Origin of the sequence: Nocardia sp. NPDC049149 (genome assembly GCF_043197455.1) — a bacterium.
Classification (GTDB): domain Bacteria; phylum Actinomycetota; class Actinomycetes; order Mycobacteriales; family Mycobacteriaceae; genus Nocardia.
Genome location: NZ_JBICTD010000008.1, coordinates 65,617 through 77,444 on the forward strand (window position 1 = coordinate 65,617; position 11,828 = coordinate 77,444).

Below are 11,828 nucleotides of genomic sequence, written 5' to 3' on the forward strand. Positions count from 1 at the left end.
GCTCAGCAGCGGTTTCGGTCGCTACAGGTCACGGGCGGATCGACCGGCCGCCCCGCCTGCCAGCCGAACGGGGGAGACCTCGGCGCAACCGCTGCGAATCCCGGCGCCTAAGCGTCGTCGGTGGCTGGACCGGTACGGGTGGTATGAGCCGCGCTTGGAAGGTGCGTGGACCACGACGCGGCAAGCAGAAGCCTGGAACCTGGCCACCAACCGGCGCCGCTCTCGCCAACAAGGCGTACTCGCTGGACTCAACACCATCTCTCAAGAGCTCGAAATCGTCGACGCTTTCGCCGCCTATGGCAGCGAAACCAGTGGAATCAATGTCGTGGTGATCGGTGACATCGGCCGAGGCAAAAGCTCATGGATCAAAACCGTCTGTGTCCTACGGCAATTAGTCGCCAACCGCCAAGTCGTCATCCTCGACAAGAAGCCTCAAGCAGGCGTTGGCGAATACAGTCCACTCGCCGAGGCGCTCGGTGCTCAGAGCATCCGGTTCCGTGTCGGCGGCAGTGGTGCCTGTCTCAACTTGCTCGACCCCGCCATCAGCACCCGTGGTGACCACACGGGCGGCATCGACGGTGTTGTTCCGGCCGGGCAAGAATCTCTGGTCATCGCGGTCCTCACCGACGCCATGGCACGCGAGCTGGATGAAAAGGAAAAAGCTGCCGTCGGTGCCGCGCTGTCGATGGTGAACAGTCACGCGCGCACGACCGGGCGAGACCCGGTGATCCGCGACCTCGCGCTGCGTCTGTTGAACCCTGATCCAAGCGACGGAAGCGGTTTCGGCCCGCGATGGGCCGAGCGCGCCCTCGAATGGGGCGTCGAGCCAGGACTGGCATTGCTGCGACTGGCCGACCGTGACCTGAGTGGCTTGGTCGATGCCCCCACCAGCCCGGCGGTGCGAGTAGCACTCGACAGCCACCCTTTAGTGCACTTCGATCTCAGTGCCCTGCCGACCGAAGGACCCTCGCTGCGCGTGGTCATGACCGCGGCCAACACCTGGCTGGCCAACAAGCTCGCGTCAAGATCCTCGCATTACCAGCAGACCATCCTCGTCGTGGAGGAAGGTTGGCACGTTGCCGCCGGCTCCACCGGCGAAATCTTCCGCGGCAACGTCAAACTCTCACGCGGACTGGGACTCTCAACGGTAGCGGCGTTCCATCATCCCGCAGACCAGCCCGCGGATTCACCGGCGCGGGCGTTGATGAGCGAGGCCAGCATCGTGGTGCTGTTCGGACAGGCACGCGCTGACGACGCCACCGAAACCGTGCGGCTCTACCGACTGCCCGCCGGTACCGAAGACACACTGATGCGACTGGGGCGAGGGCAATGCCTGGTCAAAATCGGTACCCGCGACCCATTCCTACTCACCCACATTCGCTCTCCACACGAGATCGCACTCACCGACACCGACGCAGCCATCACCGGGCCACCCGAGAACCGCGTTCAGGGCGAGGTGCTGTCGTGACAGGCGGGCGACGAGTACCGAATCCTATTCGCAGCGAACCGGTGCTACCGGCCGGGATTGCGTTGGCCTGCTACGCGAGCACCACGATCACGGCGGGAGTGTTCGGCGGCGGCGCTCTGTCGGCACTGCTGGCCGGGCACGGCCTCGGAATCGTCGCGCCGCAGAGAATGCTCGCGACCCTGCTGCAGTTATTGCGCCATCCGGCAGACCCAGCCGCCGTGTGGCCGGGCGATCCGCGGCCGGGGCCCGCGTGGCTGACCTGGATGTGCATCGGAGCGGTTGCCACGCTGTGGTGCGCGGGGATTCTGATGGTGACCGACGAACTGGACCAGCGATGGCGGCACCGACACCGCCCTGGATTAGCGACCGCAGCCGACCTGAATCGTCTTGGCTTGGACCGTCGTTCAGCGACACGTAAAGCCAGGCACGAGTTTCCGGTCCTGTCGCGGACAGTTCGACGGAGGTGGGGCCGATGAGAAGCCGCCCATGGCGTTGCACCCACGAAAGCACGTCTTCGCCGTCGCTGGAGGTGATCGACGTAGGCGCTCTCGCTGACCGGCCGAGTGAGCATGTTTACCTTCAGCACCGTGACGGTGTGATCGTGCACGGGCCCACTGGCGCTGGCAAGACCTGGCGTGTGGCTTACCAACGCGTCTGTGACGCACCAGGATTCGCTCTCGTCACCACCACCAAAGCCGACCTCCTGGCCGCAACGATCACCCAGCGGGCACGTCGAGGCCACGTGGCGGTCTTCGACCCGGAAGGCTTGACCGGCTGGCCCGCCGGGCTGCGCTGGTCATTCCTGGCCGGCTGCACCGACCCCGACACCGCGATCCGCCGCGCGGACGCAGCAGCACGCGCGATGCCGCTCGAAGGCACCCGCAACGGTGCCTACTTCGAGCAGAAGGCATCCACGATGCTGCGCTGCTGCCTGCACGCCGCAGCAGTTGCGAACTACTCGATCCGCGACGTCCGGGTATGGATCTCAGCGCGCACCAACCGCACCCCGGTCGACATCCTGAGCCAGACCCTGCCGGACTGGGCCAGCGAACTCGACCAGATCCTCGCATCGGGCAGCGAATCCACCGACGACGTCATGGCCGCCGCCTCACGACTGCTGGAACCACTGGCATCCCCGAAACTCCTGGCCGCCATCGACATCGAGCTGTCCGAATCCTTCGATGTCGAACGGTTCGTGCTCTCCGGCGCGAACACCCTCTACCTGGTGTCGCGGGGCAGCAGCCGATCCATGGCACCCTTCGTCGCCGCGCTGGCCGCCGAGGTCCATCACGTGGCCGACCGCGCCTCCCAACGAATGCCAGGCAAACGGCTGGATCCACCGGTCCGGCTGGTACTCGACGAAACCAACAACGTCGCCCCGATCCCTGACCTGCCCCAGATCATGACCGACTCCGGCGGCAAGGGCATCTGCGTGTGGGCCTTCGCCCACAACCAAGACCAGAACGAATTACGGTGGGGCACAGAAGGAGGCCGAGTCCTCGCCCAGTCCGCACCCGCCATGCTGATCCTGCCCGGGCTGCGCGGCACCGACGAACTGGCCTCGATCTCGCGGCTCATCGGAGAACGCCGCAGCTGGGAAGCCAGCCTGCATCAAGGCGGGCGCAGCTACCAGCTCCACGACGACACCGTCCTGCGTGCCGATGAAATCCGCGAACTCCCCAGCGACCAAGGACTGCTGCTGTACCGCAACGCACCCGCGTGCCTGCTGCGGCTACCCAGCGTGTGGGAGGTCCCTCGCTGGCGCGAACAAGCCCTCACCTCCACCGCACTGTTCGACCAGGTCGTCTCCAGCGGTGTCGTTCCCACACATCTACGCCTGGCCGACGAATCTGGAGGCCCGCCATGAACACCGAACACGGCCGAGGATCGTCGACTGAGGCCAAACCAGCTGCACCGCAGTACTACCCAGGCCGCTACAGCTGGCGGCACCTAGATCGCAGCGACGCCGCAGCGCTGTGGGAGGAACTGATCGACTGGGTCGACTGGCTGCGGGAAACCTATCAGCTCGGCTCCAGGGTTCCTGGGTGCTGGTTCCAGCATGACGGTGTGCGCGAGGAATTGACCGCGTTGATGGCCGCACACACCGCCGCCTACTGGCGCGACACCGACACCGCCGAGCTGCCACGCGAAGACATGACCGCCTGGCATTCGCAATGGCTGTGGCCCACCATCGAACGGCTCACCAAGATCTCGGACTTCTCCGGATGCCAACCCGAGTCCTGCCGCTACATCCGACGACCACAACCAACAAACGCTGGCATCGCCGAATACGTCGCGGCAGACCTACACGACCGCGACACCGTCACGCCCACCAGCGACCCCAACGTCGATGGGACCGACTCCCGTTGGCGGTGAATGGCTTTGAACCAACCCCCGAAATTGACGCGACCGACAGGAGACAGCACTCGGCAGCATCTCGAGACCACTGAGGAGGCATGTCATGGACAACAAGGAGGCCCCAGGCCAAAGTTACGACTTCGACGAACCCGCGATGCGGACCGCATACGACCACCTCTACCGACTACGCCAACGCGCGATCAGCACCGACTCCGCCACCGAATACAACGCATCGAATACCGAAGCGTCCCAACTGGAACAGCTCTGGCTAACCGGCCCCGCGACCTGGGCATTGCAATGGCGATACCTCGACACCGCGGTCGAGAACTGGGCAAACGACCCCCCATCAGCCAGCGGATTACTCAACCACATCTTCGATGACCTCGAACGCGGCCACACCGAAGCCGCCAGACTCGAACGCGACAGCCTACTGCAAGCCGACAGGCTGACCTCCGGCTCCACTGACGCAGTCGGCACCCCACACACCAGCTCGCTGACCTACATCACCACCTACACCAACGGCCCGACCACCGACCTCACCACCCACACCAGCTGGTGGAGGGCCCGGGAATGGGCTCGCGAGCGCGCGAGCGGCGACGCCGATACAACGGTGGACCTCACGATCGCAGCCCATGACCTGATCAGCGGGAAACGACGCCTACTGACTACCGCCACCACGATCCCCGCGACAGACGTGATCACCGAACTCGACCGCCTCACTGCCGTACTCGGTGGCGCCCGCCAACGCGACGGGAAAGAGTTCGTCGACGAACTGCACTACGACATCCTCTGCGACGACTATCAGGCCGCCATGACCGCAGCCAACCATCCCACAGCGGAGGCACGACGGTTCGAGCACAAACTCTGCGCCGACGATCTACGAGACCAAACCCTCGACTTCGCCCGCAATATCGGCATCCAGGACGCCGTAGAAACCTTGGCGAACATCGACCGCACCGCACGCGAGACCACCAGAGACCACACGACGCCGCAAGCCAGCTGGCTCGACCAAATCACCAACCACGCCGAACGCGCCCGCGAGCAGATCACCTGGCACGGCATCGACGCCCACTACAGCCTCACCGATGACTCGACCCGGACCATTCGTGCCGGACGCAGCCCTGGCGAATCCCTCGAACCTTGGTACGGGGAGGAACTGCGGTGGAGTCAACCTGGCGGTGAACACGTCGGGGAGATGCATCGGATCGGCCGATACGCCACCTGCGAAGAACTGCTCAGCGCCCTGGAAAACTACGCTGCCGCAACACCTCCCGCCCACAGCGGGCAGCCAGTCGCTGCTGTTCCCGCCGAGGCGGCGACCAGGCTGCGGGAGTTCGACCAGACACTGCGCGAACTCGACAACAACTTGACGACCAGCACAACAATCCGCGCCGCGATCCGGTCCGGATCACCTGTGCAGTTGAGGACATCCGGAAAGCGCTCGAACGTCAACGAATCCGCCCCATCGGGGGAGCGAGACTCTTCACCCACACCGACCGTGGCGGGTGACAATTCCCGCCGCCACAGCGGAACCCATCAGGCCGGGATCGGTACAAGCGCAGCCACGCCACAATCGCCGGCCGACTCGGCACGCGAGGCGGCAAGCAAGCGCCGCGAACGAATGATGCGTCAGCCCAACCGATCCCGCCTTCATCGTCGTCATCTGTGACTTCTAATCACCCACGCGGCGTCGAGGAGGTCACATTATGGCGCAACCACACAACCGCGAAGCCGCCCCCGCGGCAGCGGCCAGCGACGCGATCCAGGCCATCCGAGCCCTGATAGACGCACGCGATATCCGAGCCGCCAAACAACAACTCCGCCGAACCCAAGCCCGCTTCGACGATGTCACCTGGGCCATGATCGGCGAGATCGCCAACACCCTGCGCTACAAGACCCACGACGTCGCGATCACCAAACTCCGCAAACTCTGGCGAGACAACGAACAACACCGCGCACTGATCGAGGCATGCGTACCGAAAACTGATCAACACCAATACATTCCCGAGATTCAACCCGCCGCGACAAGACGGCCTGACCTACCATCGCGACCACCGGGACGCGTTGCGCACCGGGTCGATCCAGCCAAACGCACCGACCCGCGCCAACGCACCGGCAGTGCGGCGGCTACCCGCGTGGATGCCTACGAAGACCAACTCACCGCCGAGGAACGCGTAGAGGAAGGGACACCCCGCCCCGAACTGATCGTTGATCGCCGCGACTACGACCGCGACGCCGCCGTCACGGTCACCGAACCACTGTGCGTGTCATGTCGACTCGAACGCGCCTGCATCGACCGCTGGACCGGCCAGATCACCACAGGCCACGGCGACGACGGCCTGTGCGGATACTGCCGCGACGAAGGACGTCCAGGCATCCCCGAGCTCCCACGCGGACACAGTCGACACCAAGCGATCCAGGCCCGCCTCGACACCATCGCCGCCAACTTCGACAGCCACACACCGGATCTGTTCCGACAGGAGTGGCGCTACGGAGACCACCTGACGAGGGAAGTCACGGAGACGTGGGTCAGACAGCACAATCCGGACGTGGCTGTAAGACCAACCGCTACAACCGAATCAGATGAACTCAACGGCGAATGCGCCCAATGCGGTGACTGGAGACAGCTTCGCGACGACTTGTGCGTGGACTGCCACCAGGGCTTGGCCGGCGACGTAGTCATCGCCGGAACACTGGAACCCCTCACGATCAAAGGGGTGTTCAACAGCAGAGTCATCAACAGTGACGCCATGGGCAAGGCACAGGCGCACCCACCAGACGGCACCGCGAACAACGCCCGGTATCGAGACCAATTCCTGCAGCGACTCAATACGGGGCGCTCCGAGGACGATGGCGCGACAGTAAAAAGCACCCACGCGCCCAACGCCGCATCGTCGCCCGATCCAGAGCGACGCAATAAAGAATCCGCGATGGCGACGCCAACCGCTCCTCGGAATGCAGTACCCGAGCTATCCAACGACCCAGCAGCTCGACGACGACAGCAACTTCGCAACCGAGGGATGGCAGCGACCGCGAGCCGAGGCCGACGGATTTGACTGGACCCGTCAGCGAGCACCTGGGCCTATTACGGCTTTAGCTCGCCTTGTTGTACGCCGCGACTACATCGGCTGGGATTCGACCGCGGGTGGACACGTTGTGTCCGTGCTTCCTGGCCCACTGCCGTATCGCCACTGATTGTTCACGGTCGACCGCCGACGGCGCAGCTTTCCCGAAGCTGTTCCTCTTGGCTCGACCGGTCTTGCGAGCCTTTTCGATCCAGGGATCGAGCGCCCCACGAAGCTTGCCCGCGTTAGTAGTGGACAGGTCGATCTCATAGACCCTGCCATCGATCGAGAATTCAACTGTTTCACTCGCCTTGGACTTGCCGTCGAAGTCATCGATCAGAGTGACAGTAACCTGCTTTGCCATGCGAACATCCTGTGGGTAGTCGCGACTATTTGAGTAAATGCTAACTCCGAATTCAAAGAATACCGAATTAGTCGCCGCCGATCTCGTCTCGAATGTCCGAAATGGAGTGGCCATACGAGTTCGCGGGCGGATACGAAGCGGCCTCAATAGAGCTAATTGAGCCGAGCTGTTGTGCGCGCAGTGAAGGCGCGGCCGCACACGACTCTTGATTCGCGCCTCCACGTCGAACTCGGCGGTGCTGGTATCGGTGTCCGACACAGCTGGCTCGTCGACGGTGCCGGTGGCGAAACCGCGGCATAGCGCCGTGCGGCTCGTCGTCGGACTTGTCGAGGGTCGAGCACTCCTATCCACGGATGTTCTCGGCTATGGGATGTGTTGCGCAGCAGGGCTGGTCACCACGGAATGGCGTCCGGAAGGCGGCGAGTTCCCTGTTCGAGCTCGTCGACCAGATCTTGGTATGCGTCGCCGAGCTCGCTGAGCTGCACGGACGCGTCGTAGAACAAGCCATCCGGCGCAGCAGCGAGTGCGATATAGGTTTGGACGGTGGCCTGTGCGAGCCGGTCGATGACTTGGCCCATCGTGTGGGTATGTACTCGGGCAGACGGGAACGGTATGGGCGTCACCAACGGCACCCACAGGTCGATGTCGCACATCAACCGAACGCGATGCCAGTCGATCTCCTCGAGTGCGCACAGCGGCGTGTGCTCGCGCGTTTGGTGCAGCGCGGCGAGCTCGCCAGCCGCGTCCAACAGCACGACGTCTTCGATCGGCGGGAAGCCCCTGCAGGCGGCCAAGACCGCGTCCTTGCATGGAAGCGCGATAGCCATCAGCTGCGATCTCCCGGTGCAGGAAGGCGTCGAGCACGCCGAATCACTTCGGTGGTGAGGTCGGTGTATCCGTCGGCCAGCTCGGCCACCCGATACCAGGCTGCGTGCACTCGTTCATCGGTTGGGTCGAGGGTCATCAGCAGGTGGTAGGCGTGCGTCACAGCTTGAGCGAACCGGTCGATGATCGAACCGATGGTCTCGGTGTGCAGCGTTGCCGTCCGATGTGGGACCGGCAGCCGCACCGCCACCCACACATCGATCTTGAGCATGAGCTCGGTTCTCTCTAAAGAAGTTTCAGTGTCCGGGGGGTCGGTCGCGAGCCGCCAATGCAGCTGGCCGAGTTCGCTGGCGAGCTGACACAGCTGGTGGTTGTCGGTGCGGTGGCCGCGGATCGCCAGGATCAACGCGTCATCGGAGGGGAATGACAACACTGGCTGAACCATCAACCGCTCCACCATGAGCAAGAGACGACGCGGCGCGGCACCCATGTGGTCAGCACCGTTCAGCGTGCGCGACAGTCCGACTGTCGAGCGCAGCCCGGACTGCCTGGAACACCGATGTGCGTGACGGCACCGAGCTCATACCGCCCAGAGGCGGTGAAGCCCAGTACCACCCTGTTCGGGAGTCCGACATCGGCAGCCACAGACGGCAACCGGCGTTGAGCACCCGGACGTCATGTCGCTGCAACTCGATCAGCGCTTGTGGACCAAGACGTCGTGCCCGTTCGGGACCGGCCAGAAAGATCCATTGCCGATGCTTCGGGTGGCTGATGATCGGGACCGGCACAGCATCGCCGAGCAACTCGCGAACCGAGCGGCCAAGCGACGACACCATCACCACCGCACCGAGCTTGGAGCTGGTGAGAATGGACGCCCGCCCGCACGCCAGCTCGACCGGATACCCGTGACGGGCGTAGACGTAGGCGACCTCATGAGGGCTGTGGCACCGTTCGAACATCACTGCACCTCGTTCGGGTGACGGCCTGGCTCTTGGGCTGGAAGTAGGTGTGCCGACCTAGATCCGATCGACTGCGCTTGCGCCTTCTCGGTGCCTGTTGATTGGCTAGCGACGACGAGGCGATTCGAAGCGCAATCGGCGACGAAGATTGGCAACACGACAGAACTGAACTGATCGTCGGGATGGACTAGACCATCTCGGTATTTCTTGCAGTGCCACTCAGTTGCGGCTGCTGGTTGCACTGTCGGACAGGCCATAGACCATGTTGTGTTGTTCATCGACGCCCTCCTCGCCCGGTTTGCCTGCAACGATGGGGTCTGATCCTTATTCAGTGGCGTCGGTCGCGAGATGATTGTTTGGTCAGCTTTTGGTCCACATCTGCTCCGCCTGATACCCCGGAATTCCTGCATGTCCGTAGCCTGAAATCGAAGGTGTACCCACCATGGCCGATCACGGAGAGGGGTTCGAGGTGGACGATCAGACAGCCCGTACGCGTCTCGAGCAACTGGTCAAGAGGAGAAGGCTTTCGACCACCGAGTTCGTGCGCGCGTTCAATCAAACGGCCGCTGAGCTCGCCCTGATGTCTCCGAAGCGTGAGAAAATCGAGGTCTCATGGGGACAAGCACGAAGGTGGATCAACGGCGAACTGGTTACGCTGCCGCATCCGATCTCCTGCCGCGTGCTGGAGAAGATGTTCGCGGAGTTCAACGTCAGCGCCGAGGCACTCTTCGGACCGCCAATGCTCGACGAGACGGCGTCGATTCAAAGCTCGCATCCTCTCCCTCAGCAGCACTCGGCCAGCACCCTCCGGCGGGTGGGACCGGTATCGCAGGATGAGATCGAAGAGGTGACGAATATGGCCGCAGCCGAGTCCGCGGCATTCGGCGAATACGCCGAACAGAGCAACGTCGGTCCACACACACTTGAGCAGTTCGAGGAAGACCTGCGCCGCATCGTGAAGGTGTATCCGAACAGGCCGATCTACCCGCTGTTCGTCGAGCTCCGTTCGCTCACCAACCGACTCTTTCGGCTTCTCGAAGGCCGTCAGCCACCAGGCCGGACACGTGAGCTCTACGCGATCGCTGGGACGTTGTGCGCGGTGCAGGCCAACGCCTGTTTCGACCTCGGCAATCTTGATGCAGCCAAGACGCAAGCCCGCACGGCCTTCCTGTGCGGAGAGCTTGCCGAACATAATGCTTTGCGCGCGTGGGTGCGTGGCCTCCAAGCGCTGATCGCTTACTGGGACGACAATTACGACGTGGCCGCGGACATGGCAGAGCAGGGGTGGGGGTTTGTGCCCGAAACCGGCACCGCCCGTGTTCGGCTCGCCTCGATCGAAGCCCGCGCCCGCGCCCGTCTCCACGACGTCAGAGGTACCGAGGCCGCGCTCGCTAAGGCGGAGTGGGCACGGGAACGAGTTGCTGGTCATGACGATCCGGGAGGGATGATGGCGTTCCCGATAGCCAAGCAGGCGTATTCCGCTGCGAGCGCTCACCTGTGGCTCGGCGGCGACGCCCACTACGCGAAAGCCGAACACCTCGCGGAAGAATCTCTGCAGCTCTACACCGCCGACCCGCTCGAGGAACGCCGACTCGGCGAAATGTCACTGGCCCGACTAGATCTCGCCGTTGCTCGACTGGCCAGACGCGACCTTGACGGCGCAGCCGAGCAAATCCGGGAGGTGCTCAGGACAGGCGGGCAACGTCGGGTCGAAAGCGTCGGACGCAGACTTTTACAGTTCCGTACCCAGCTCGAACGTCCGTACTTCCAGACATCGGCCCTCGCCACGAGCATGCGTGACCTTATCGTCGACTCTCCGGTAACGAGTACTCGCGCACTGGGCGCCGGGAGTTCGTCATGATCATCGGTTTGCTCCACCCCGGCAACATGGGCTCTGCGATCGGCGCGCGCCTAGCAACTGCCGGGAACACGGTGTTGTGGCACCCCGGGAATCGGAGCGCCACAACCCGAAAGCGCGCCACCGAAGCCGAGCTGACTGCGGTCGATGATCTGGCAGAGTTGCTTTCGCGTGCGGATATCGTCATCTCAGTCTGCCCGTCCGCGGCCGCGATCGATGTCGCCGAGAGCGTCGGCGAGCACCAGTACTCCGGAATCTTCGTCGACGCCAATGCGGTTAGCCCGCAACAGATGCAGCACATAGCAGGCTTCCTATCCGAAGCCGGTGCCACTGTGATCGACGCGGCGATCTCTGGTCCGCCTCCACGTGACGCACCGACTGCGAAAATCTTCCTCGCAGGGCCAAACGTACCTCGCTCCGTTGTTCGCGAAATACTTACCGAGGCCGGACTGGAAGTCGAGGAGCTCGGCGAAAGCCCCTGGGCAGCAAGCGCACTCAAGATGGCGCTTATCTCCTACCAACGGCCTGCACGAATGCTCGCCGCCATCGCCCACGGACTTGCCGACCAACACGGGGTCGCCGACGCCCTTGTCGCTGAAGCGGTCCGCACCGGGAACGATTTTCTCGCTGATCGAGACGCCCTCTCCGGGATGGCGGCTCGTGCCTGGCGGTGGATTCCCGAGATCAACGAGTTCGCAATCAGTCTCGCGGAGGCGGGCCTGCCCACCGACTACGCCGACGCGACCGCAAAGCTCTACCAGCTCTTCGCATCCGACAAGGACCAGTGGGAACTACCTCCCGCCGAGGTCATTCAGCGGCTGATCGCCGAGTGACCATCAGCTCCCAATTGCGGCAACGCCAGGAAACTTCGAACGTATCGTTGGCTCAGTATCCGGCCGTACTTGCCGAAGACTACCGGCATACCGGCTGC

General features: G+C 63.6%; 11 protein-coding genes. 7 read left to right on the forward strand and 4 right to left on the reverse strand.

Features of this window, described 5'->3' with window-relative positions; genetic code table 11:
• Window positions 1-154: 154 nt before the first annotated feature.
• The 5 genes from ACGFNJ_RS30070 to ACGFNJ_RS30090 all read left to right on the forward strand — a co-directional run bounded on the left by ACGFNJ_RS30070 (window position 155) and on the right by ACGFNJ_RS30090 (window position 6,882).
• Window positions 155-1,468 (forward strand): ATP/GTP-binding protein, encoded by a 1,314-nt coding sequence (locus ACGFNJ_RS30070; RefSeq protein ID WP_393455553.1) that lies wholly within the window; start codon window positions 155-157, stop codon window positions 1,466-1,468.
• 601 nt (window positions 1,469-2,069) lie between these two features.
• A complete protein-coding gene (locus ACGFNJ_RS30075; RefSeq protein WP_393455556.1) occupies window positions 2,070-3,335 on the forward strand; it encodes a type IV secretory system conjugative DNA transfer family protein in 1,266 nt (421 codons plus the stop codon).
• Window positions 3,332-3,844 carry a hypothetical protein gene (locus ACGFNJ_RS30080; RefSeq protein ID WP_393455559.1) on the forward strand — a complete coding sequence of 171 codons (513 nt, stop codon included), beginning with the start codon at window positions 3,332-3,334 and terminating at the stop codon, window positions 3,842-3,844. The genes ACGFNJ_RS30075 and ACGFNJ_RS30080 overlap by 4 nt, the downstream gene beginning before the upstream one ends.
• A gap of 85 nt (window positions 3,845-3,929) precedes the next feature.
• Entirely contained in the window at window positions 3,930-5,495 is a 1,566-nt protein-coding gene (locus ACGFNJ_RS30085; protein WP_393455562.1) for a hypothetical protein, read from the forward strand.
• Window positions 5,496-5,685: 190 nt separating this feature from the next.
• Window positions 5,686-6,882 (forward strand): hypothetical protein, encoded by a 1,197-nt coding sequence (locus ACGFNJ_RS30090; RefSeq protein WP_393455565.1) that lies wholly within the window; start codon window positions 5,686-5,688, stop codon window positions 6,880-6,882.
• A gap of 37 nt (window positions 6,883-6,919) precedes the next feature.
• On the opposite strand, the gene ACGFNJ_RS30095 is transcribed toward ACGFNJ_RS30090, so the two are convergent.
• The 4 genes from ACGFNJ_RS30095 to ACGFNJ_RS30110 form a co-directional block, all read right to left on the reverse strand.
• Window positions 6,920-7,255: an Lsr2 family protein gene (locus tag ACGFNJ_RS30095; RefSeq protein WP_393456494.1), complete on the reverse strand. Its 336-nt coding sequence runs from the start codon at window positions 7,253-7,255 to the stop codon at window positions 6,920-6,922.
• A 392-nt stretch (window positions 7,256-7,647) separates the two neighbouring features.
• On the reverse strand, window positions 7,648-8,082 hold the full coding sequence (locus tag ACGFNJ_RS30100) for a hypothetical protein (protein WP_393455568.1): 435 nt from the start codon (window positions 8,080-8,082) through the stop codon (window positions 7,648-7,650).
• Window positions 8,082-8,525, reverse strand: a complete 444-nt coding sequence (locus ACGFNJ_RS30105; protein ID WP_393455571.1) for a DUF4254 domain-containing protein — start codon at window positions 8,523-8,525, stop codon at window positions 8,082-8,084. The genes ACGFNJ_RS30100 and ACGFNJ_RS30105 overlap by 1 nt, the downstream gene beginning before the upstream one ends.
• A 49-nt stretch (window positions 8,526-8,574) precedes the next feature.
• The gene (locus ACGFNJ_RS30110) at window positions 8,575-9,039 is read right to left on the reverse strand and encodes a hypothetical protein (RefSeq protein WP_393455574.1); all 465 of its coding nucleotides are present in this window, start codon (window positions 9,037-9,039) and stop codon (window positions 8,575-8,577) included.
• A 442-nt stretch (window positions 9,040-9,481) separates the two neighbouring features.
• Here ACGFNJ_RS30110 and ACGFNJ_RS30115 point away from each other — a divergent pair, with 442 nt between their 5' ends.
• Entirely contained in the window at window positions 9,482-10,900 is a 1,419-nt protein-coding gene (locus ACGFNJ_RS30115) for a hypothetical protein (RefSeq protein WP_393455577.1), read from the forward strand.
• Window positions 10,897-11,730 (forward strand): DUF1932 domain-containing protein, encoded by an 834-nt coding sequence (locus tag ACGFNJ_RS30120; protein ID WP_393455580.1) that lies wholly within the window; start codon window positions 10,897-10,899, stop codon window positions 11,728-11,730. The genes ACGFNJ_RS30115 and ACGFNJ_RS30120 overlap by 4 nt, the downstream gene beginning before the upstream one ends.
• The last annotated feature ends 98 nt before the right edge of the window (window positions 11,731-11,828 follow it).